This window comes from Microbacterium pseudoresistens (genome assembly GCF_013409745.1).
In the GTDB taxonomy this organism is placed as follows: domain Bacteria; phylum Actinomycetota; class Actinomycetes; order Actinomycetales; family Microbacteriaceae; genus Microbacterium; species Microbacterium pseudoresistens.
Genome location: NZ_JACCBH010000001.1, coordinates 2,572,843 through 2,595,886, shown reverse-complemented (window position 1 = coordinate 2,595,886; position 23,044 = coordinate 2,572,843). Strand labels below are relative to the sequence as shown.

General features: G+C 69.5%; 19 protein-coding genes. All 19 read left to right on the top strand.

The genetic code is table 11. The features are described from left to right. Positions 1-19 precede the first annotated feature (19 nt). The 19 genes from BKA02_RS12740 to BKA02_RS12650 all read left to right on the top strand — a co-directional run bounded on the left by BKA02_RS12740 (position 20) and on the right by BKA02_RS12650 (position 22,987). A complete protein-coding gene (locus tag BKA02_RS12740; RefSeq protein ID WP_246286027.1) occupies positions 20-2,782 on the top strand; it encodes a DEAD/DEAH box helicase in 2,763 nt (920 codons plus the stop codon). 40 nt (positions 2,783-2,822) lie between these two features. Then, positions 2,823-3,905, top strand: coding sequence for a DNA glycosylase AlkZ-like family protein (locus tag BKA02_RS12735; RefSeq protein ID WP_179434567.1), 1,083 nt, complete (start codon positions 2,823-2,825; stop codon positions 3,903-3,905). A gap of 81 nt (positions 3,906-3,986) precedes the next feature. Next, on the top strand, positions 3,987-5,564 hold the full coding sequence (locus tag BKA02_RS12730) for a Rieske 2Fe-2S domain-containing protein (RefSeq protein ID WP_179434565.1): 1,578 nt from the start codon (positions 3,987-3,989) through the stop codon (positions 5,562-5,564). Between the two features lie 328 nt (positions 5,565-5,892). Next, on the top strand, positions 5,893-6,273 hold the full coding sequence (locus BKA02_RS12725; protein WP_179434563.1) for a PIN domain-containing protein: 381 nt from the start codon (positions 5,893-5,895) through the stop codon (positions 6,271-6,273). 88 nt (positions 6,274-6,361) lie between these two features. After that, a complete protein-coding gene (gene pyrR / locus BKA02_RS12720) occupies positions 6,362-6,892 on the top strand; it encodes a bifunctional pyr operon transcriptional regulator/uracil phosphoribosyltransferase PyrR (RefSeq protein ID WP_179434561.1) in 531 nt (176 codons plus the stop codon). Then, complete coding sequence (locus BKA02_RS12715) at positions 6,889-7,869, top strand: aspartate carbamoyltransferase catalytic subunit (RefSeq protein WP_179434559.1); 981 nt, start codon at positions 6,889-6,891, stop codon at positions 7,867-7,869. Before pyrR ends, BKA02_RS12715 begins: the two co-directional genes overlap by 4 nt. Next, complete coding sequence (locus BKA02_RS12710; protein WP_179434557.1) at positions 7,866-9,191, top strand: dihydroorotase; 1,326 nt, start codon at positions 7,866-7,868, stop codon at positions 9,189-9,191. The genes BKA02_RS12715 and BKA02_RS12710 overlap by 4 nt, the downstream gene beginning before the upstream one ends. Further along, positions 9,188-9,691, top strand: a complete 504-nt coding sequence (locus BKA02_RS12705; RefSeq protein WP_343045414.1) for a PH-like domain-containing protein — start codon at positions 9,188-9,190, stop codon at positions 9,689-9,691. The genes BKA02_RS12710 and BKA02_RS12705 overlap by 4 nt, the downstream gene beginning before the upstream one ends. Next, on the top strand, positions 9,688-10,848 hold the full coding sequence (gene carA / locus BKA02_RS12700; RefSeq protein WP_179434555.1) for a glutamine-hydrolyzing carbamoyl-phosphate synthase small subunit: 1,161 nt from the start codon (positions 9,688-9,690) through the stop codon (positions 10,846-10,848). Before BKA02_RS12705 ends, carA begins: the two co-directional genes overlap by 4 nt. Further along, positions 10,848-14,150, top strand: coding sequence for a carbamoyl-phosphate synthase large subunit (gene carB / locus BKA02_RS12695; RefSeq protein ID WP_179434553.1), 3,303 nt, complete (start codon positions 10,848-10,850; stop codon positions 14,148-14,150). Before carA ends, carB begins: the two co-directional genes overlap by 1 nt. Further along, positions 14,147-15,007 (top strand): orotidine-5'-phosphate decarboxylase, encoded by an 861-nt coding sequence (gene pyrF / locus BKA02_RS12690; RefSeq protein WP_179434551.1) that lies wholly within the window; start codon positions 14,147-14,149, stop codon positions 15,005-15,007. The genes carB and pyrF overlap by 4 nt, the downstream gene beginning before the upstream one ends. Next, positions 15,000-15,914 (top strand): guanylate kinase, encoded by a 915-nt coding sequence (gene gmk / locus BKA02_RS12685; RefSeq protein ID WP_179434549.1) that lies wholly within the window; start codon positions 15,000-15,002, stop codon positions 15,912-15,914. The genes pyrF and gmk overlap by 8 nt, the downstream gene beginning before the upstream one ends. Before the next feature lie 64 nt (positions 15,915-15,978). Then, on the top strand, positions 15,979-16,233 hold the full coding sequence (rpoZ, locus tag BKA02_RS12680) for a DNA-directed RNA polymerase subunit omega (RefSeq protein WP_179434547.1): 255 nt from the start codon (positions 15,979-15,981) through the stop codon (positions 16,231-16,233). A gap of 111 nt (positions 16,234-16,344) precedes the next feature. Then, positions 16,345-17,535, top strand: a complete 1,191-nt coding sequence (gene metK, locus BKA02_RS12675) for a methionine adenosyltransferase (protein WP_179434545.1) — start codon at positions 16,345-16,347, stop codon at positions 17,533-17,535. 4 nt (positions 17,536-17,539) lie between these two features. Beyond that, the gene (locus BKA02_RS12670; RefSeq protein WP_179434543.1) at positions 17,540-19,504 is read left to right on the top strand and encodes a primosomal protein N' family DNA-binding protein; all 1,965 of its coding nucleotides are present in this window, start codon (positions 17,540-17,542) and stop codon (positions 19,502-19,504) included. A gap of 65 nt (positions 19,505-19,569) precedes the next feature. Next, positions 19,570-20,499: a methionyl-tRNA formyltransferase gene (gene fmt, locus BKA02_RS12665; protein WP_179434541.1), complete on the top strand. Its 930-nt coding sequence runs from the start codon at positions 19,570-19,572 to the stop codon at positions 20,497-20,499. A gap of 137 nt (positions 20,500-20,636) precedes the next feature. Beyond that, entirely contained in the window at positions 20,637-21,992 is a 1,356-nt protein-coding gene (locus BKA02_RS12660; RefSeq protein WP_343045413.1) for an RsmB/NOP family class I SAM-dependent RNA methyltransferase, read from the top strand. Between the two features lie 30 nt (positions 21,993-22,022). Next, a complete protein-coding gene (rpe, locus tag BKA02_RS12655) occupies positions 22,023-22,727 on the top strand; it encodes a ribulose-phosphate 3-epimerase (RefSeq protein ID WP_179434537.1) in 705 nt (234 codons plus the stop codon). Continuing rightward, positions 22,724-22,987 (top strand): phosphoribosyl-ATP diphosphatase, encoded by a 264-nt coding sequence (locus tag BKA02_RS12650; protein ID WP_179434535.1) that lies wholly within the window; start codon positions 22,724-22,726, stop codon positions 22,985-22,987. Before rpe ends, BKA02_RS12650 begins: the two co-directional genes overlap by 4 nt. The last annotated feature ends 57 nt before the right edge of the window (positions 22,988-23,044 follow it).

The following is a 23,044-nucleotide window of genomic DNA, read 5'->3' as shown; positions in this document are numbered from 1 at the left end:
CCGCGGCGACGCCGAGGTCATGCTCGGGGTGCGTCCGCTCCTGCGCAGCACGGCAACGGATGCGTGGGTGCAGGCGGATGCGGGCTGGGATGCCGTGCGACGCATCGGCGCCCGGTTCGATCCGGTGCAGTCGCGCTGGTTCGGCGATCTGCTGAGCATCGCACGCGATTCGCTGCTCTCGGGCACGGCCGGGGACTGGCTGATGCTCGACCCGATCGAGTCGGCTGTGCTGTGGCCGCACCTGGCGGCTGCCGCGCAGGCCGGCATCCCTCTCGTGGCGACCGAGCGGAACACGCGACTGGCGCTGTCGACGGATGTGCGCATCGGCGCCGTACTGGCAGAGGATCGACGCGGGCTGCGGCTCGCGGCCGAGGTCGAGATCGACGGCGAGACGTTCCCGGCGGAGGGCGTGCGTGCCATCGGTTCCACGGGTGTGCATGCGCATCGCGTGGAGGCGCGCACGATCCTCCTTCGCGTTGGCGAGGCGATGCTCACCCGACCGTTGCGCGCCTTGATCGCTGCGGGCGGCTCGCTGCGCGTCCCCGCCGCGGAGCGCGACGACTTCTTCCGCGAGGCGTATCCGGCACTGGCTCGCAGATCTGCCGTCCGCGCGGCCGGCGGACTCGTGCTGCCGGCCCCTCCGCATCCGCGCCCCTCGCTCTCGATCGCCTACGGAGCGGACGACACCGTCGACTACCGTTTCGCGTGGGAGTACGAGGGGCTCGGGCGCTTCCCGCTCGGGGTGCAGGAGGCCGACGACGCACGGCGCGACCGCGATGCCGAAGCCGAGGCGCGAGCGCAGCTGGAGGCCGCCTGGGCCATGACGACCGAGGCTTCATTCCGCGTCGCGGCGACACTGCACGGTGCCGATGCCGCGGAGTTCGTGACCAGGGTCGTGCCCGCGCTGGAGGAGCACGGCGTGACGACGATCGTCACCGGCACCCCACGGGGCTATCACGAGCTCACGGGCGAACCGGAGATCACGATCAGCACGGTCGAGTCGTCGGATCCGGACTGGTTCGACCTGGGCGTCATCGTGCACATCGAAGGCAAGGCGATCCCGTTTCAGCCTCTGTTCAAAGCCCTCGCGCTCCGGTGGACGAAGCTGAAACTCGTCGACGACAGCTGGTTCTCGTTGACGCATCCGGCGCTGGACCGGCTGCGCGCGCTGCTCGACGAGGCGGCCGAGCTTCGGGAGTGGGAGAGCGGGCCGCGCATCGCCCGCACCCAACTTGCCCTGTGGGCCGACTTCGAAGACCTCGCCCATGAGTCCTTGCCCGCGCTCGCCTGGCGCGAGGCGGTCGAGGGGCTGCGCGGGCTGGACGCCGTCGCCGAGGTGCCCGTTCCCGCCGCGATCCGCGCCGAACTGCGGCCGTACCAGCGCGAGGGGCTGAATCGGCTGGCGCTGTGGTGGCGGCACCGGCTGGGCGGCATCCTCGCCGACGACATGGGCCTCGGCAAGACTCTGCAGCTGCTGGCGCTGATCGCCCACGCCCGCGAGCAGGAGCCCGATGCACCGCCGTTCCTCGTCGTCGCGCCGACCTCCGTGCTGCCGACCTGGGCACAGGAGGCCGCGCGATTCGCCCCGTCACTGAAGGTGGTCATGCTCGATCGCACCCGGGGCTCTCGCCGATCGCCCGTGAAGGAGAAGATCGCCGGTGCGGACATCGTGGTCACCTCGTATGCGATCCTGCGCCTGGACGAGCACGAGTTCGTGGCGCAGCCCTGGTCGGGGGTCGTTCTCGATGAGGCGCAGAACGTCAAGAACCCGGCCACGCGCGTGCACCAGGCCGCGGCACGGCTGAAGAGCCGTGCCGTGTATGCGGCGACCGGCACGCCGATGGAGAACAGCCTTGCCGAGCTCTGGGCGTTGTTGACGCTCACCGCGCCGGGCCTGTTCCCCTCCGCACGACGCTTCCGCGAGGAGTACATCCAGCCCATCGAGCAGGGCAAGGTTCCCGAGAACGAGGACGGCTCGCCGTACCGCCAGGCGAGGATAGAGCGGCTTCGCAGTCGCATCCGGCCGTTCGTGCTCCGCCGTACGAAGGAGGTCGTGGCCCCCGAGCTGCCCGAACGGCAGGAGCAGACCCTGCGGATCGAGCTCAGCCCGGCCCACCGGGCGCGCTACGACGCGGTGCTCCAGCGCGAACGGCAGAAGGTGCTGGGGCTGCTGACGGATCTCGACCGCAATCGGTTCATCGTGTTCCGCTCGCTCACGCTCCTGCGGATGCTGAGTCTGGCTCCGGGCCTCATCGAGCCCGACGACGAGAAGCTGGGCTCTCGAAAGCTCGATGCGCTCGTCGACCGCGTGCGGGAACTGCGAGCCGAGGGGCACCGCGTGCTGGTGTTCAGCCAGTTCACGTCATTCCTGAAACAGGCGCGACGACGACTGGAGAGCTCCGGGTTGTCCACCGTGTACCTCGACGGGGCGACTCGCAACCGCGAGAAGGTGATCGACGAGTTCCGCAGCGGTGATCAGACCGCGTTCCTGCTGAGCCTCAAAGCGGGCGGCACGGGGATCACGCTCACCGAGGCCGACTACGTGTTCCTCCTCGATCCGTGGTGGAACCCGGCCGCCGAGGCGCAGGCCGCCGACCGCACGCACCGGATCGGGCAGACCGAGCGCGTGTTCGTCTACCGGATGATCGCCGCGGGCACGATCGAGGAGAAGGTGCTCGATCTGCAGCAGCGCAAGGCGAGACTCTCGGCGGCCGTGATGGATGGCGAAGACCTGTTCGCGCAGAACCTCACGGCCGATGACATCCGAGGTCTGCTCGCCTGAGGACCTGACAGTGGATGATCGAGCACCGTAGTCTCGACGAATGGACGTGCATCGACTCACCGTCGACGAGGCTCGTCGCATCGTGGTCCGCGCGGCGCTTCTGGACGCATATCGGCCGGGTGACGTCGTGGAGGTCGCCGAGCAGCTCGGTTACGTGAAGATCGACCCCACGGCGGTCATCGTGCCGTGCGAGCACACGGTGCTGTGGTCGCGCATCGGCGAAGCATACGAACCGGGGCATCTGACCAAGGCGGTGGAGACGGATCGGATGCTCTTCGAGTTCGACGGCGCATTCCGCCCCATGAGCCTGCTTCCGGCGATGCTCCCGGGAATGCGCGAGAATCCGCTGCGCGCGAGCGCCGAGGAATGGTTGGCGGCCAACACCCGGTTCCGCCGCGAGGTGCTGGCGCGTCTGCGCGCGGAGGGTCCGCTCCTGGGCACGAAGATCCCTGACACGGCAGAGGTGCGCGTGGCACCCGACGGCTGGTACGGCGCGAACCAGACTCCGATCATGCTCGAGCTGCTCGCCCGGAAGGGCGAGATCGCGATCGTGGGGCGGGAAGGCCGACACCGGCGGTGGGATCTGGCCGAACGCGTGTATCCGTGCGACCTTCCGGAGCTCGCCCGTGACGATGCGGAGGAGGCGCTCGAGCGCCGCAGCCTCCAGACCGCGGGGCTCGCGCGACCGAATCACCACTGGAGCGGTGTCGGCAAGAACACGGGAGACGGCGCCGTGGTGGAGGGGAGCAGGATGCGCTTCCGGGTCGATCCCGAAGCCATCGCCGCCCTCGACGACGACCCCGGGGGCAGGGTGGCGTTCCTCAACCCGTACGACAGCCTGCTCTTCGATCGACGGCGGCTGGAGGAGGTCTTCGGCTTCACCTACGTGCTCGAGCAGTTCAAGCCCAAATCGCAGCGAAGGTACGGCTACTTCGCCCATCCGATCCTCATCGGCAACCGGTTCGCCGGCATGCTGGACGCTGAGCTCGACCGCGAGAACGACGTGCTGCGCGTGAACGCGATCCACGAGCTGATGCGCTGGGACGAGGAGGAGCACGACATGGTGCGCGCCGAGATCGACGAGCTCGCGCAGTGGCTGGGAGTGGCGGCGGCGGGCGTCTGAACCGGCACGTGCACGGCACGTCAGGGCCGTTCCACAGAGCGCCCGCAGGTAGACTCGGGGCGTTCATTCGGAGGAGTTGATATGCGGATCACGGGACTCGGGCACGCCGGGATGTTCATCGAGACCACGGGCGGAAACATCATCTGCGACCCTGTGCTCGGACCGTCCTTCTTCGGATCCTGGTTCCCGTTCCCCGACAACCGCGGTCTGGACTGGGAGCGCGTGGGACGCGAGGCGGACTTCCTCTACATCTCGCACCGGCACCGCGACCACTTCGATCCGAAGCTGCTGCAGCGTTACATCCGCCCCGAGATCGAGGTGCTGCTCCCCGAATACCCCATCGATGACCTCGAACGGGATCTCCGAGCGCTCGGCTACAACAACATCACCTACGCGCCTGCGGGCGAGGTCATCGAGCGCGGGGGCGCGAAGATCATGATCACCCCGCTGCGCGCACCCAGCGACGGACCCATCGGAGACTCCTCGCTCAGCGTCGACGACGGCACAGCCTCGATGCTCAACCAGAACGACTCCCATCCGCTCGATCTGGAGAAGCTGCTCGCGTTCGGCAAGCCCGATGCCTACTTCACCCAGGTCTCGGGCGCGATCTGGTGGCCCATGGTCTACGACCTGCCGCAGGACGCGAAGCAGAACTTTGCGCGCCTCAAGCGCGAGGCGCAGAACAAGCGAGCGATGTTCTACATCGAGAAGGTCGACGCCCCGCACGTGTTCCCCATGGCGGGCCCGCCCATGTTCCTGCGCGACGAGCTGTTCCGCTACAACGGCACCGGCCAGCAGGACGATTCGATCTTCACGGACCAGAAGCAGTTCCTCGACCACATGAAGGAGCTCGCGCCGCAGTATGACGGTCACCTGTTCGTGCCGGGCACGGTCGTCACCCTCGAGGACAAGACGATCACCTCGATCGAGCAGTCGCTGTACACGCAGGCCGAGATCGACCGCATCTTCGATGAGAAGTGGGACTACCTCGAAGAGCAGAGGGCGAGCCGTCAGCAGGAGCTGCGCGACGAGGAGGCCGAGCGTGCCGAGCCGCTGGCGCCCGAGGAGATGCTCGCGGCGATCAAGACCTGGTGGGAGCCGTTGCTGAAGAAGTCGCGGACGATCCGGCTCGGGGTTGGCGGCTGCGTCCGCTTCAAGATCGGCGAGCTCGACATGGTCGTGGACTTCCCGCGGGCCAAAGTGCGCGAGTACGCGGGGGAGGAGTGCATCTACTGGTACACGATCCCCGCCGATCTCGTCTCCACGAACATCCGCGACCACGAGATCGACTGGTCGAACTCGATCTTTCTGTCGATGGAGTTCTCCGTGGGCCGCAGCGGCAAGTTCAACGAGTTCCTCACCACGTTCCTCAAATGCCTGTCGGTGGATCGCATCGAGTACGTCGAGAACTGGTATCAGGAGCAGACCGATCAGACCGAGGATGCCGAGATCGGCGACTGGGTCGTGCAGCGCCGCTGTCCGCACCTGCGCGCCGATCTGACGAAGACGGGGAAGGTCGACGACGAGGGCATCCTCACGTGCAGCATGCACGACTGGAAGTGGGATCTGAAGACGGGCAGGTGCCTCACGACGACGGGTCACGACATCCGCGCCGAGCGCTGCCCGGTGACCGAGGAGGCCCTCAAGCTCGGGGCGTGACCCGCCTCGGAAGGAAGAGCCGACGAGGAGGAACCCTACGTGTACCATTCTGGACGAGGTGGTACACTTCCGGTATGGCCACCACGCTTCCTCGCATCCAGGTGACGCAGACACCGGAGCTCGCCGCCGGGCTCGAGCTCGCCGCGGAGGAATGGCCGGGCGCGTCTCGCTCAGAGCTCGTCGCACGACTTGCGGAGAGCGGACTTGAAGCTCTCGCTGCGAAACGCGCGGCACGTAGGGCGCAGAGGCGCAAGGCTCTGAAGGAGACTCGGGGGAAGTTTCGTTACCCCCTGGGATATCTGGAGGAGCTTCGAAAAGACTGGCCCGCGTGATCGTTCTCGACGCGAGCGTCTTGATCGCGTATTGGGGTGAGGACGACCCTCATGCCGATGCGGCCTTCGACATCCTGGACACAGATGAAGAACTGTTGCTCCACCCCGTGACGTTGACGGAAACACTCGTGTGGCCGATCCGCGCCGAAGCCGGGGAGGAGGCGCTCGAGGACATCGCCCAAATCGGTGTCGAACGCCACGAGCCAAGGCGCGATGAACCTTTGCGAGCGGCCAGGCTCCGAGCGCAGACCAGGCTCGGACTGCCCGACTGCTTCGTTCTTGCCGCGGCGATCGAGCACGAAGCGACTCTCGCGACCTTCGACAAGCGCCTGGCCGATACCGCGCGTGCCCACGGAGTCACCGTCGTCGGCGTCTGAACCGGGCGGCGAGCCGAAGTCGACGGGATACACTGGAGCCATCAGCAACCTTTAACACCGTCCTGTGAGGCGGAGAAGGGAGCGGCGGATGAGCACGCGCACCGTGCTGCAGGAAGCCGATATCAGCCGGGCTCTGACCCGGATCGCGCACGAGATCCTCGAATCCAACCGCGGTGCCGAGAACCTCGTGCTGCTGGGGATCCCCACCCGAGGCGTCGCCCTCGCGGACCGCCTCGGCCAGCTCATCAGCAGCATCGCCCAGACCGCGGTTCCCATCGGATCGCTCGATGTCACGCTGTTCCGGGACGACCTCGCCAAGCACCCGACCCGATCGCCGAAGCGCACGAGCATCCCCGCCGGCGGCATCGACGGCAAGATCGTCGTGCTCGTCGACGATGTGCTCTTCTCAGGCCGCAGCATCCGCGCCGCGCTCGACGCACTGCAGTCGATCGGGCGTCCCGCGACCGTGCGGCTCGCGATCCTCGTAGACCGCGGTCACCGCGAACTGCCGATCCGGCCCGATTTCATCGGCAAGAACATCCCGTCCTCCCGCCAGGAGCGCGTGAACGTGCGCCTGCGCGAAGACGACGGCACGGATGAGGTGACGATCGAGGCATGAGGCACCTGCTCGACACCCAGACCCTGTCGAAGGACCTCGCCCTGCGCATCCTCGACGTCGCCGAGGACATGGCCGACACCCAGTCGCGCGAGGTGAAGAAGCTGCCCACGCTGCGCGGCAAGACGGTGGTCAACCTCTTCTTCGAGGACTCCACGCGCACGCGCATCTCGTTCGAGGCCGCTGCCAAGCGACTCTCCGCAGACGTCATCAACTTCGCCGCGAAGGGCTCCAGCGTGTCCAAGGGCGAGAGCCTGAAGGACACCGCGCAGACCCTGCAGGCCATGGGCGCGGATGCCGTGGTGATCCGCCACTCCGCCTCCGGCGCACCGCGCACCCTGGCCACGAGCGGATGGATCTCCGCCGGGGTCGTCAACGCGGGTGACGGCACGCATGAGCATCCGACTCAGGCGCTGCTCGACGCGTTCACCATCCGCAAGCGGCGCTTCGGAGCCGACAGCCGTGGCAAGGATCTCGCCGGTGTGCGGGTCGTGATCGTCGGCGACGTGCTGCACTCGCGCGTCGCCCGCTCGAACGTCTGGCTGTTGACGACGCTCGGCGCCGAAGTCGTGCTGGTGACCCCGCCCACGCTCATCCCGCAGAACATCTCGGGGTGGCCGGTGCGCGTTCTCTACGACCTCGATGAGGCGCTGGCCGAGAGGCTCGATGCGGTGATGATGCTCCGCATACAGCTGGAGCGCATGCACGCGGCGTTTTTCCCCAGTGAGCGGGAGTATTCCCGGCGGTGGGGACTGGACCCCGCTCGGCTGGAGCGGCTGACGGGCGATAGCATTGTTCTGCACCCGGGGCCGATGAACCGGGGGCTCGAGATCTCCGCCGACGCCGCCGACTCACCGCGATCGACCGTGCTGGAGCAGGTCGCCAACGGCGTGTCGGTGCGGATGGCGGTCATGTACCTGCTGCTGGCGGGAGAACGGATGGACGACGCCATGGGTTCCGGACAGGAGCAGATCCGATGAGCCAGACGCTGATCTTCCGCGGAGCACGGATCCTCGGCAGGGAAGCCGCAGACATCCTCGTCCGCGACGGGCGCATCGCGGAGCTCGGGCGCGATGTCACCGCCGCCGGAGCGACCGTCGTCGATGCCGACGGGCTCGTGGCCCTGCCCGGTCTCGTCGATCTGCACACTCATCTGCGAGAGCCCGGGTACGAGGCGTCCGAAACCATCCGCACCGGTACGCGCGCCGCCGCAGCCGGCGGGTTCACGGCCGTGTTCGCCATGCCCAACACCTCTCCGGTCGCCGACTCGGCGGGCGTGGTCGAGCAGGAGCTCGCCCTGGGCGAGGCCGCCGGCTACGCGACGGTCCAGCCGATCGGAGCGGTCACGGTCGGACAGAAGGGCGAGTGGCTCGCCGAACTCGGCGCCATGGCCTCATCCCGCGCAGATGTGCGCGTGTTCAGCGACGACGGCTTCTGCGTCTGGGACCCGCTCATCATGCGCCGCGCCCTGGAGTACGTGAAGTCCTTCGACGGCGTGATCGCGCAGCACGCGCAGGATCCGCGGCTCACCGAGGGCGCCCAGATGAACGAGGGCGCCGTCTCGGCGGAGCTGGGCCTTGCCGGTTGGCCGGCCGTCGCCGAGGAGTCGATCATCGCTCGCGACGTGCTCCTCGCCGAGCACGTCGGCTCGCGCCTGCACGTGTGCCATCTGTCGACGGCGGGCTCGGTGGACATCATCCGCTGGGCCAAGAAGCGCGGCATCGCGGTGACGGCGGAGGTCACTCCTCACCACCTGCTGCTGACCGATGAGCTCGTGCGCGACTACGACGCGCGGTTCAAGGTCAACCCGCCACTGCGCCGCGAGGACGACGTCCTCGCGGTCCGCGAGGGCCTGGCCGACGGCACGATCGACATCGTCGCCACCGACCACGCCCCGCATCCGCACGAGAGCAAGGCGTGCGAATGGCAGGCGGCGGCCAACGGCATGGTGGGCCTGGAGAGCGCCCTGCGCGTGGTGCACCAGGCGATGGTCGAGACCGGTCTGCTGAACTGGGAGGACGTCGCGCGCGTCATGAGCGCGACGCCGGCGCGGATCGGCGGCCTCGACGGCCACGGCACCCCGCTGGAGACGGGTCAGCCGGCCGAGTTGATGCTCTACGACGCGGATGCGAGGGACGCCTTCACCGAGGCCGACCTGCGCGGACGCAGCGTGAACTCGCCGTACCTGGGCCGCGAGCTGCCCGGAACGGTGCGCTGGACCGTGCACCGCGGATACGCCACCGTCGCCGACGGGGTCGTAGTAGAGGATCTCGCCGTCCGCGAGGCAGAGGAGTCGAAGTGACCCGGGAGGCCGCGCTCGTCGTCATGCTCGTGGTGACGCTGGGGGTCCTCGCCGCCATGCTCTTCGCCTGGCGTGCGCGGCTGCGCCGCGACTCCAGGCTGTCCGCGCCGCTGGGAGTGCCCGAGCACGCCGCCATCATCGATCGCCGCGAGATCGCCTACGTTGCCACCACCCGCCACGACGAGCCGCTGGAGCGCCTGGCGGTGAAGCCGCTCGTCTATCGGGCCAGGGGAGAGGCTGTCATCACCGATCGCGGCCTCGCCCTCAGCCTCGACGGCACGCCGACCGTGTACCTCGCCTCCGAGCGCATCGTCGCGGTCGATCGGGCCACTGTGGCCATCGACCGGGTGGTCGAGCCCGGCGGACTCGTCCGCATCGTCTGGCGTCTCGACGAGGCGACGACCGTCGACAGCTACCTCCGCGTCACCGGCGACCCGGTCGCCGTGATCACAGAACTCCAGCGCCTCTGCGCTGCACCCGAGACGGGAGCAACACCATGAATGCACCAGAGCCCGCCGTGCTCGTCCTCGAGGACGGCACGCGCCACGTCGGGCGCGCCTACGGCGCCCGCGGGACGACCCTCGGCGAGGTCGTCTTCTCCACCGGCATGTCCGGATATCAGGAGACGATCACCGACCCCTCGTACGCGGGGCAGATCGTCTTGCAGACGGCCCCGCACATCGGCAACACCGGCATGAACGACGAAGATCCCGAGTCGCGTCGCATCTGGGTCGAGGGCTACATCGTGCGCGACCCCTCCCGCATCGTGTCGAACTGGCGCGCCACCGAGTCGCTCGATGACGCCCTGATCCGCGACGGGGTGGTGGGCATCAGCGGCATCGACACCCGTGCCGTGACTCGGCACATCCGCTCGGCGGGTTCCATGCGCGGGGGGATCTTCTCCGGCGACGATGCCGCGCTGGATGCCGACGAGCAGCTGCGCCGGGTCACGGCCGCGCCCGAGATGGCCGGGCAGAACCTCTCCGCCCAGGTCTCGGTCGCCGAGGTCTCGCTCACGCCGGCGACGGGGGAGCGCATCGGTGCTCTCGCGGTGCTGGATCTCGGCGTCAAGCAGGCGACGATCGACAACCTCGCAGCGCGCGGGTTCGACGTTCACGTGCTTCCGCAGGACGTCTCTTTCGAGCAGCTGTGCGCGATCGATCCGGTCGCGGTCTTCTACTCCAACGGCCCGGGCGACCCGGCGGCCTCGGCGGGGCACGTCGCCCTGCTGCGCGAGGTGCTCGATGCGCGCCTGCCGTTCTTCGGCATCTGCTTCGGCAACCAGCTGCTCGGTCGCGCGCTGGGCCTCGGCACCTACAAACTGCCGTTCGGCCACCGCGGCATCAACCAGCCGGTGCTCGACAAGGCCACCGGTAAGGTCGAGATCACGGCGCACAACCACGGCTTCGCCGTCGAGGCGCCGCTGGACGAGCCCTTCGACAGCCCGAACGGCTACGGCAAGGTCGAGGTGAGCCACATCGGGCTCAACGACCGCGTGGTCGAGGGGCTGCGCGCCCTCGACATCCCGGCGTTCTCGGTGCAGTACCACCCCGAGGCCGCCGCGGGCCCGCACGACGCCAACTACCTCTTCGACCGCTTCGCCGAGCTCGTCCGCACCACGCAGCAGGCCGGAACCACCAAGAAGGACGCCCAGTAATGCCCAAGCGGGAAGACATCTCCTCCGTCCTCGTCATCGGCTCCGGCCCCATCGTCATCGGCCAGGCCTGCGAGTTCGACTACTCCGGAACACAGGCGTGCCGCGTGCTGCGCGAGGAGGGCGTACGCGTCATCCTCGTCAACTCCAACCCGGCGACGATCATGACCGATCCCGACTTCGCCGACGCCACCTACATCGAACCGATCACCCCTGAGGTGATCGAGACGATCATCGCGAAGGAGCGGCCCGACGCCATCCTGCCGACCCTTGGGGGTCAGACCGCGCTCAATGCGGCCATGGCGCTCGACCGGCAGGGCATCCTCGCCACGTACGACGTCGAGCTCATCGGTGCGAAGGTCGAGGCGATCGAGAAGGGCGAGGATCGCCAGATCTTCAAGGAGCTCGTGATCGAAGCGGGCGCGGATGTCGCGGCGTCCGTCATCTGCCACACGATGGACGAGCTCCTCGCCGGCGCCGAGAAGCTCGGCTACCCGCTGGTGGTCCGCCCCTCTTTCACGATGGGAGGCCTCGGCTCCGGTTTCGCGTACGACGAGGAGGATCTCCGCCGCATCGGCGGCGCCGGGCTCCACGACTCGCCGACGAACGAGGTGCTGCTCGAGGAGTCGATCCTCGGATGGAAGGAGTACGAGCTCGAGCTCATGCGCGATACGGCCGACAACACGGTCGTGGTGTGCTCGATCGAGAACGTCGACCCTGTCGGCGTGCACACAGGCGACTCGATCACGGTCGCGCCCGCGTTGACGCTGACGGACCGCGAGTACCAGAAGCTGCGCGACATCGGCATCGACATCATCCGCGCCGTGGGCGTGGACACCGGCGGATGCAACATCCAGTTCGCCGTGGATCCTGCCAGCGGTCGCATCATCGTCATCGAGATGAACCCGCGGGTGTCGCGTTCCTCGGCCCTGGCCTCCAAGGCGACAGGCTTCCCGATCGCCAAGCTCGCCGCCAAGCTCGCGCTCGGCTACCGCCTCGACGAGATCCCCAACGACATCACGGGCGTGACGCCCGCGAGCTTCGAGCCGACGCTCGACTATGTCGTCGTCAAGGTGCCCCGGTTCGCCTTCGAGAAGTTCCCCGCCGCGGATGCGACGCTGACGACCACCATGAAGTCGGTGGGTGAGGCCATGGCCATCGGCCGCAACTACACCACGGCACTGCAGAAGGCACTGCGGTCGCTGGAGAAGCGCGGGTCGAGCTTCCACTGGGGCGACGAGGAGCGCTCGGTCGACGAGCTCCTGGAGATCTCCAAGACCCCGACCGACGGCCGCATCGTCACCCTGCAGCAGGCGCTGCGCAAGGGCGCGACGATCGAGCAGGCGTTTGACGCGACCGCGATGGACCCGTGGTTCCTCGATCAGATCGTCCTCATCAACGAGGTCGCCGAGACCGTCCGCGCTGCCGGCGAGCTGGATGCCGACGTCATCCGGTACGCGAAGGAGCACGGCTTCTCGGATGCGCAGCTGGCCCAGCTGCGCGGCATCACCGAGGCCGAGGTCCGCGGCATCCGTCACCGGTTCGGCATCCGCCCGGTGTACAAGACGGTCGACACGTGCGCAGGGGAGTTCCCGGCACTGACGCCGTACCACTACTCGAGCTACGACGCCGAGACCGAGGTCGCGCCCTCCGATCGGACCAAGGTCGTCATCATCGGCTCGGGCCCCAACCGCATCGGCCAGGGCGTCGAGTTCGACTACTCGTGCGTGCACGCGTCGTTCGCGCTGTCGGACGCCGGGTACGAGACCGTCATGGTCAACTGCAACCCCGAGACGGTCTCCACCGACTACGACACCTCCGACCGGCTGTACTTCGAGCCGCTCACGCTCGAAGACGTGCTCGAGGTGCTCGATGCGGAAGCCGCCAGCGGAACGATCCTGGGCGTCGTGTGCCAGCTCGGCGGTCAGACTCCGCTCGGGCTCGCCAAAGGCATCGAGGCGGCCGGCTACTCGGTGCTCGGGACGAGCCCTGCGGCGATCGACATCGCCGAGGAGCGAGAGCTGTTCTCGCAGCTGCTGGCCTCGGCCGATCTCGTCGCCCCGCGCCACGGCACCGCCACGGATGCTGACGGCGCCGTCGCCATCGCGGAGGACATCGGCTACCCGGTGCTCGTGCGCCCGAGCTTCGTGCTCGGCGGTCGCGGCATGGAGATCGTGTACGACACCCCGAGCCTGCGCGACTACTTCGTGCGCACCGCGGGCGAGGTCATCGTCGGCCCCGGTACGCCACTGCTCGTCGACCGCTTCCTCGACGACGCCATCGAGCTCGACGTCGACGCGCTCTACGACGGCCGTGAGTTGTACATCGGCGGCGTCATGGAGCACCTCGAAGAGGCCGGCATCCATTCCGGCGATTCCAGCTGCACGCTGCCGCCGGTCTCGCTCGGCCGCAGCGATGTCGACCGCGTCCGCGAGGCAACGCTCGCGATCGCCGAGGGCGTGGGCGTGCGCGGCCTGCTGAACGTGCAGTTCGCGATCAGCGCCGGCGTGCTCTACGTCATCGAAGCGAATCCGCGCGCGAGTCGCACGGTCCCGTTCGTCTCGAAGGCGCTGGGCATCCCGATGGCCAAGGCGGCCAGCCGCATCATGGCCGGAGCCACGATCGCCGAGCTGCGCGAGGAGGGCCTGCTGCCCGAGGTCGACGGCTCGCGGGTACCGCTGGACTCGCCGGTGTCGGTGAAGGAGGCGGTGCTCCCCTTCAAGCGCTTCCGGACGCACGAGGGCAAGGTCGTCGACTCTGTGCTCGGCCCCGAGATGCGCTCGACCGGCGAGGTCATGGGCATCGACCGCGACTTCCCGACCGCGTTCGCCAAGAGCCAGGCGGCGGCCTACGGCGGTACGCCGACGTCGGGAACCGTGTTCATCTCGGTCGCCGACGCCGACAAGCGCGCCGTGATCCTGCCCGCGCACCGGCTGCAGCAGCTCGGCTTCGCGCTCGTCGCGACCGAGGGCACCGCCGAGATCCTCTCCCGCAACGGCATCGCGGTGACCGTGGTGGAGAAGTTCAGCGACACGCAGGAGTCGGGTGAGCGCAACATCGTGGATCTCATCAACGATGGAGAGATCGACATCATCGTGAACACTCCCAGCGGCGGCGCGGCGCGCGCCGACGGCTACGAGATCCGTGCGGCCGCGGTAGCCGCCGACAAGGCGCTGTTCACGACCATCGCCACGCTGGGGGCGGCGGTGAGCGGCATGGATGCCATCGAGGCCGGCTTCGAGGTGCGGAGCCTTCAGGAGTATGCCGCGGATCGTGCCGCCCGCGACGGAAAGGTCGCGGTGTGACCGCATTCGGAGCGCGGCTGCGCGCAGCACTCGATCAGCACGGTCCGCTGTGCGTGGGCATCGACCCGCACGCGGCGCTGCTGGATGCCTGGGGTCTCGGGCAGGATGCCGACGGCGTCCGCGAGTTCGGGCTGCGCACGGTGCAGGCCGCGGCGGGCCGGGTGGCCGTCGTCAAACCCCAGGTGTCGTTCTTCGAGCGCTTCGGATCGCGCGGGTTCGCCGCGCTCGAGGAGGTGCTGGCGGCCGCGCGCGCCGCGGGCCTGCTCGTGCTCTCCGATGCGAAGCGCGGCGACATCGGCACGACGATGGACGGCTACGCGGATGCGTGGCTGGCGCCCGGTGCTCCGCTCGAATCCGATGCGGTGACGCTGAGCCCTTATCTCGGCGCAGACTCGCTGCGCGACGTGCTCACCGGTGCGCTGCGTCAGGGCAAAGGCGCGTTCGTGCTGGCAGCGACGAGCAATCCAGAGGGTGAAGTGGTCCAGCGCGCTCGAACGTGCGACACACCGGCCACCCCGCAGGAGTCGGTGGCGCAGCGCGTGGCGAGAGATGTGACCTGGCTGAACCCGTCGATGTCCGACGATCCGATGCTCGGGTCCATCGGACTGGTCATCGGCGCGACCGTCGACCTGGAGTCGTTCGGCCTGGTCGGCGACGCGCTGAGGTCCGCGCCGATCCTCGCTCCGGGTTTCGGTGTGCAGGGCGCGGGTCCCGAGCACCTCGTGACCCGATTCGGCGCGGTCGCCGGCAACGTGCTCGCCAGCGAGAGCCGGAGCATCCTCTCCGCGGGCCCCGACGGGCTCGTCGAGGCGATCGAGTCGCGTGCAGCGCAGTACCGGGAGGTGCTGCATGGCTGATCGCGATGCGCACAAAGTGCCCGAGGTGGATCGGGTCGCCGCCGCTCGACGCGCCGTGGAGCGCCGAAGGGCGCGCGCCGCACTCAAGCGCGACCTCTCGATGCGGGTCGTCACTCCGCAGGACGTCGCCCGCGATGCCTTCGCTGATCCGGCGTCGACAGCGGGGTCGTTGCGCGTGCCCGACTTTCTCACCGCGCTGCCCGCGATCGGTGAGGGCAAGCGCGATCGCATCCTCGCCGACCTGCAGATCTCCGCGGCCAAACGCCTGGGCGGGCTCGGCGTGCGCCAGCGCTCGGCGCTGCTGGCCTGGCTCGACGGGCGCTTCCCGCCACTGATCCCGCGACGAGGGCGCAGCAGGCTGCTGGTGCTGGCCGGGCCCACGGCCGTGGGCAAGGGCACGGTCGCCGCCCACATCCGCGACCACCACCCCGAGATCCATCTCTCCGTGTCGGCGACCACCCGTGCACCGCGGCCGGGGGAGAGCAACGGGCTGCACTACTACTTCGTCGACGACGACGAGTTCGACCGGATGATCGCTGACGGCGAGCTGCTCGAGTACGCCACCGTGCACAACACGCATCGCTACGGCACGCCCCGCGCGCCGATCGAGCGCGCCCTGCGCGAAGGCAAGACGGTTCTGCTCGAGATCGACCTGCAGGGGGCGCGCCAGGTGCGCGCCGCCGACCCAGCGGCCACGCTCGTGTTCCTTCTGCCGCCGTCGTGGGACGAACTCGTGCATCGACTGGTCGGCCGCGGCACCGAGGGCGAGGAGGAGCGCGCCCGCCGTCTGCGCACCGCGAAGGTCGAACTCGCCTCCCAGCGGGAGTTCGATTACCGCGTCGTGAACGAGAACGTACCGACTGCGGCCCGCGAGGTCGTAGAATTGGTCTCAGACTCCGCGCGCTGAGCCCTTGCTCGCGCGCTCTCGCACATCGTGCGGCACACCGTCGCCCCCAACCAGGAGGTCCACCATGGCCGGCAGCAACCAGGGAATCATCGATCCCCCCATCGACAACCTGCTCGACCGCGTCGAGTCGAAGTACGAGCTCGTCATCTACGCGTCCAAGCGCGCGCGCCAGATCAACGACTACTACTCCGACCTGCACGAGGGCAACCTCTTCGACAACGTCGGCCCGCTCGTCGATTCCTCCGTCGAGGACAAGCCGCTCACCATCGCGCTGCACGAGATCAACGAGGACAAGCTCCGGATCCGCCACGCCGAGTAGTACTCGACATTTCGGAGCCGTCGTCATCCTTCGCGGGGTGTCGGCGGCTCCGGCCATACTGGAACGATCCCGCCCGTCGACGGGATCGACCGCGACCTCCTGGAGCCATCGATGAGCGCGTTGCGCCTGTTCACGTCCGAATCCGTCACCGAAGGGCATCCCGACAAGATCTGCGACCAGATCTCGGACAGCATCCTCGACGGCCTGCTCTCGCGCGACACCGGTTCCCGTGTCGCCGTCGAGACGCTCGTGACGACGGGCCTGGTGCACGTGGCCGGCGAGATCCGCACGGAGGCGTACGTCGACATCCCCACGATCGTCCGCGATGTCGTCAACGGCATCGGCTACACCTCCAGCGACACCGGTTTCGACGGCTCGTCGTGCGGGGTGAGCGTCTCGGTGGGCGAGCAGTCCTCCGACATCGCCGCCGGCGTCGACCAGGCGCTCGAGCATCGTGGCGGGTCCGACGACGCGCGTGACCGCCTCGGCGCGGGCGATCAGGGCATCATGTTCGGCTTCGCGACGACGGAGACGCCTCAGCTCATGCCGATGGCCGCATGGACGGCGCATCGCATCGCCGAGCGGCTCACGGCCGTGCGTCGATCCGGCGTGCTGCCCTTCCTGCGTCCCGACGGCAAGACCCAGGTGACGCTCGGCTACGACGGGTTCACGCCCAAGACCGTCGATGCGGTGGTGCTGTCCACCCAGCATCACCCCGACATCTCGCAGGACGACCTCCGGTACGCCGTGCAGCAGCACGTGATCGATCCTGTGCTCGCCGACACCGGCCTGGACCTCGAGGATGTGACCTACTACATCAACCCGGCCGGTCCGTTCGTCATCGGCGGCCCCAAGGGCGACGCCGGGCTCACCGGGCGGAAGATCATCATCGACACGTACGGGGGCGCCGCCCGCCACGGCGGAGGCGCGTTCAGCGGCAAGGATCCGTCGAAGGTCGACCGCTCGGCGGCCTATGCGATGCGCTGGGTCGCCAAGAACGCGGTGGCGGCGGGGCTCGCGGAGCGGCTGGAGGTGCAGGTCGCGTACGCGATCGGCGTCGCGCAACCCGTGGGTCTGTACGTCGAGACCTTCGGCACGGGCGCCGTCGCCGACGACGTCATCACTGCGGCGATCTCCGAGGTGTTCGACCTGCGTCCGCAGGCGATCATCGAAGAGCTGGATCTGCTCCGCCCGATCTACGCGCAGACGGCCGCGTACGGCCACTTCGGCCGCGAGCTGCCCGACTTCACGTGGGAGCAGACCACCCGCGCCGAGGAGCTGCGCCGCGCCGTAGGGATGTGATCCCGTGACTCGGCGGATCGCGCGCGTCGTCCTCGACTCGCCGTTGCCGCAGCTGGACCGGCTTTTCGACTACGCGATCGGCGACGAGCATGCAGGATCCGTCGCTTCCGGCATCCGGGTGCGAGTGCCGTTGCGCTCGGCGGGGCGCGTCGTCGACGCCTTCGTGATCGACACGGCGGATGAACCCGACGACGCGAGGGCGCTCTCGGAGATCGATGCCGTCGTGTCGGCGGCCGCGGTGCTTCCCGAGCGCTTGTACACGCTGGCGCGCCGGGTCGCCGATCGCGCGGCGGGCGGTGTCTCCGACGTCCTGAGACTGGTGATTCCCAAGCGTCAGGTGCGTGTCGAGAAGGCCTGGCTCGCGGCGCGGGCGGAGGAGTCGGCGGCCCCGGCGATGATCGCGGAGGATCGCGTCGAGAAAGCGCACGCGATCCTGGACACGTACGAGGGGCTCGCCGACGTGATCGCCGAGCGCCGTCGGGCGGCGGCGGAGGCGATTCCGCGTCTGCATGAGGACGGGCACCCGGAGTGGGCGCGACTGCTCGCCGCGGCGGCGACCGCGACGCTCGGTACGGGAGCCTCCGCCATCGTCGTCGTTCCCGACCACCGGGATCTCGATCAGGTCGTCGATGCCCTCGTCGGACTCGTGGGAGAGGACCGGGTCGTCCGGCTCGATTCGCGTCAACCCAATCCGGAGCGCTACAGGGCCTTTCTGCGCACCCTCGACGACGAGCCGTGCATCGTCGTCGGCAATCGCTCCGCAGCCTATGCGCCGGTGCGCGCGGGGCTGATCGCGATCTGGGACGACGGTGACGGGCTGCTGGCCGAACCGCTCGCCCCGTATGCGCACGCACGGGATGTCGCCCTGCTGCGCCAAGAGGGCGAGGAGTCGGCGCTGCTGTTCGTCGGGCACACGCGCACGACCGACGTCGAACGCCTCGTGGAATCGGGCTGGTTGCAGAGCATCACAGCCCGGCGCCGTCTGCTGCCTCGGGTCATGCTGGACTCGGTCGACGACCTCGAGCGGCGCGGCCAGCGCCTGCCCTCGCGGGCGTTCCTCGCGGCACGGCAGGCTGCGAAGGAGGGGCCGGTGCTCGTGCAGGTCGCGCGCCCGGGCTTCGCCCCATCGCTGGTGTGCGACTCGTGTCGCGCGCCCGCCCGATGCGCGACGTGCGCGGGCCCGCTGGGCGCTGCGCACCGCGGAGCGGTTCCGGTCTGCGCCTGGTGCGGTCGCTCCGCACGGGCCTGGACCTGCGGATCCTGCGGAGCCGACAAGCTGCGCCTCGCCGGTTCCGGAAGCGAGCGCACGGCCGATGAGCTCGGCCGGGCGTTCCCGGGTGTGCGGGTCATCGTCGCCGACGGCGCCCACCCGGTGAACAAGATCGACGCGCGTCCGGCGTTGGTCGTCGCCACGCGGGGCGCCGAGCCCCGCGCCGAGGGCGGGTATCGGGCTGTGGTGCTGCTCGACGGCTCGAGGATGCTGCAGGCGCCCGAGCTGCGCATCGCAGAGTCGTGCCTGCGGTGGTGGTCGAATGCCGCCGCCCTCGCCGCACCGCGCGCGCCCGTACACCTGGTGGGCGTGGACGGACCGGTCGCCCGGGCGCTGGCGACGTGGAGCCAGGCCGCGTACGCCCGTGCGGAGCTCGGCGAGCGGGCACCCCTGCGCATGCCGCCGACCGTGCGCGTCGCGCAGATCGACGGCACCGACAAGGGCGTGCGGCGCGCGCTTGACGCGCTGCGAGATCTGGCACTGCCCGACGACGCCGTCCTCGGCCCCGTCTCTCGAGATGAGGAGGAGCCCGGACGTTTCCGCGCACTCGTGCGCTTTCCGTACGCCGAGGGTACGCGCGTGTCCGCAGCGTTGCGGGCCGCCGTCGTGGCAGAGGCGATGGGCCGGCGACGCAGGCGCGGAGCGTCCGCCCGGACTACGCTCTCGGTGAGGCTCGATGTGATCGAGCCCGACCTCTGACCACGTCGTCTGCTGACTCGACACTCTGACCCTTCCGCCCGGGCGGATCATGCGAAGGAACCTGGATGCGCCTCGTCTTCGCCGGCACGCCGGCTGCCGCTGTTCCCACTCTGCGCCGGCTGGCCGCCGAGCACGAGGTCGTGGCAGTCGTGACGCGTCCGGATGCCGCGGTGGGGCGCAAGCGTGTCATGACGCCGTCTGCGGTGGCACTGGCCGCCGCCGAACTCGGTCTGGCCATCCTCAAAGAGCGCCGACTCGGCGATGAGGTCACGAAGCAGATCGCTGCGCTCGCGCCCGATCTCGGCGTGATCGTCGCATACGGCGGGCTTGTCCGCGAACCGCTCCTGAGCACACCGGTGCACGGATGGATCAACCTGCACTTCTCGCTGCTGCCTGCCTGGCGCGGAGCCGCGCCCGTGCAGCGCGCGCTGATGGCGGGCCAGGAGCAGCTGGGGGCGAGCGTGTTCCGACTCGTCCCGGCGCTCGACGCCGGCGACGTGTTCGCCACGCGCACGTACGATATCGCGCCGGACGCGACGGCGGATGAGGCGCTCGCGTCGCTCGCCGATGACGGGGCGAGGCTCGTGTCGGACGTCGTGGCCTCCCTCGCGAACGGCACCGCGCGGGCGATACCGCAGAGCGGCGACAGCACGTACGCCGCGAAGCTCGAGGCAGAGGACGGGCTCGTGGACTGGATGCGCCCGGCAGACGAGGTGTTCGCACGGTACCGCGGCGTGACATCAGAGCCGGGGGCGTTCACGACGCTGGCACAGACGCGTGTCAAGGTCCTGGCGATGGCGCGGGCTGTGGATGCGGATGCTCACCTGCGCCCGGGGCAGCTGCACGGTGTTCGCGGCGGCGTCCTCGTCGGCACCGCCACCGACGCGTTGCTGATCACACGCGTGCAACCTGCGGGCAAGGCCGCGATGGCGGCCTCCGACTGGTTCCGCGGGCTCCGCGACGGCGCCGCATTCGATACGGGGGCAGACGCGTGAGCGACGACGCACGCAAGGCGCGCCGACCCGGGGACCGCGCCGACGGACGCCGGTCGTCCGCACAGGCGAGAAGCGGTGCAGAACGCGGAGGACGCGGCGCGGAGCGAGGCAGGGGATCGGTCGGGCGGACGCGCCCCGTGCAGCCCGCGCGTCGGGTCGCCTTCGACGTGCTGCGCGCCGTGGCGGAGTCGGATGCGTACGCGAACCTCCTGCTCCCCGGCGCCATCCGCGAGGCGGGGCTGTCCACGCAGGACGCGGCGCTCGCCACCGAACTCGCCTACGGCACACTGCGACGCCGCGGCACCTACGACGCCGTCATCGCCCTGGCGGCCGACCGCAGCGTCGACGAGATCGACCCCGCGTTGCTCGATGCGCTGCGCCTGGGCACCCACCAGCTCCTCGGCATGCGCGTGGCCAGGCATGCGGCGGTGAACGAGTCGGTGAACCTTGCCGCCAGCGAGGGAGGGCGCTCGGCGGCGGGCTTCGTCAACGCGGTGATGCGGCGCGTCGCCGCCAGGGACGCCGACGCATGGCAGCACGACATCGAGCAGGCCGCGCGCTCCGACGACGAAAGGCTCGGACTCCGCTCCGCGCATCCGGTGTGGATCATCCGCGCCCTGCGCCGGGCGCTGGCCGCCGAGGGGCGGGAAGACGAGCTCGAGCAGCTGCTCGCGGCCGACAACGACGCCCCCGAGGTCACCCTCGTGGCGCTTCCCGGTCTGGCCGAGCCCGCCGAGCCGCGACGCCCGTACGCGCCGACGGCGTTCGCCTCGGCGGGCGGTGACCCGTCGACCGTGGTGCAGGCCGCCAGAGGGCGCGTCCGCGTGCAGGACGAGGGCTCCCAGCTCGTCGCCCTCGCGCTCGTCGGAGCCGCGCCCGTGCGATCGGGGGAACGATGGCTCGACCTGTGCGCGGGTCCGGGCGGCAAGACCGCGCTGCTGGCCGCCGAAGCGCTGCAGCACGGGGCGCAGCTCGACGCGAACGAGATCGTGCCGGCTCGGGCGGGACTCGTCCGCCGCGCGGTGCGCGCCGTGCCACTCGCGGTGACCGTGACGGAGGATGACGGCCGCACGATCGGTGCCGAACGTGGGGGGCGCTACGACCGCATCCTCGTGGATGCCCCGTGCACGGGCCTGGGCGCGTTGCGTCGACGGCCGGAGGCGCGCTGGCGCAAGACCCCGCAGGACGTCGCCGTGCTCGCCCCCGTGCAGGAAGAGCTGCTGACCGCGGCGCTCGACGCCCTCGCGCCCGGCGGCATCGCGGCCTACGTGACCTGCTCTCCGCATCTGGCAGAGACGGCCGTCGTCGTCCAGAGCGTGCTGCGCACGCGCGACGACATCGACGAGCTCGACGCCCGTGCCGTGCTGCAGAGCGTCTCGCTCGCGCCGCTGGACATTCCCGCACCGCGCAGCGGGGGAGGGCAGGCCCAGCTCTGGCCGCACCGGCACGGTACCGATGCGATGTTCCTCGCCCTCTTGCGCCGGCGCGACTGAGCGTGCGTGCGCGCTGACCATAATGGGAGGATGCCGAACGCGTCCGACCCGTCTACCGGGCAGCCCACGAGCCCGCGCATCAATCCGAGCATCCTCGCCGCCGATTTCGTGAACATGCAGGCAGAGCTCGCCCGCATCGCGACGGCCGATTTCGCGCACGTCGACGTGATGGACAACCATTTCGTGCCCAACCTCACGTTCGGACCGCAGATGGTCGAGCGCATCCAGGCGACATGCCCAGTGCCGTTGGATGTGCACTTGATGATCACCGGTCCGGATCGCTGGGCGCCGGGGTACGCCGAGCTGGGTGCGGCGAGCGTCACCTTCCATCTGGAGGCCGCCGCCGATCCCGTGGGCCTGGCGCGGCGGCTGCGCGACATCGGTGCGCGGGCCGGCGTCGCGATCAAGCCGGGCACGGCGGGGGAGGCCCTGTACGACGTGCTCGGTGAGTTCGACCAGATCCTCGTGATGACCGTCGAGCCGGGCTTCGGTGGCCAGGGCTTCATGCCCGAGACGATGCCCAAGCTGCGCGCGCTCGTCGACGAGGCGGCGCGCCGCGGGGCAACGCCCTGGTTCCAGGTCGACGGCGGCATCTCCGACGCCACCATCGAGATGGCGGCGTCGGCGGGCGCCGACACGTTCGTCGCGGGGTCCGCGGTGTACGGAGCCGACGATGTGGAGGCGGCGATCATGCGGCTCCGGGATCTCGCGCGAGCCGCTAGCCTGGACGGGTGAAGACCTTCGACTCCCTTTTCGCCGAGCTCAGCCGCAAGGCCCTCGAGCGTCCGGAGGGCTCCGGTACGGTTCGGGAGCTCGATGGCGGTGTGCACACGATCGGCAAGAAGATCGTGGAAGAGGCCGCCGAGGTGTGGATGGCCTCGGAGTACGAGAGCGACGAGGCGGCCGCCGAGGAGATCTCTCAGCTGCTGTACCACGTGCAGGTGATGATGATCGCCAAGGGTCTGACGACCGAGGACGTCTACCGACATCTCTGAGCCGTCTCCGTCCCGATTTCTTTGACGATCGCCGCGACGCGGTCGTTTCGACACGAA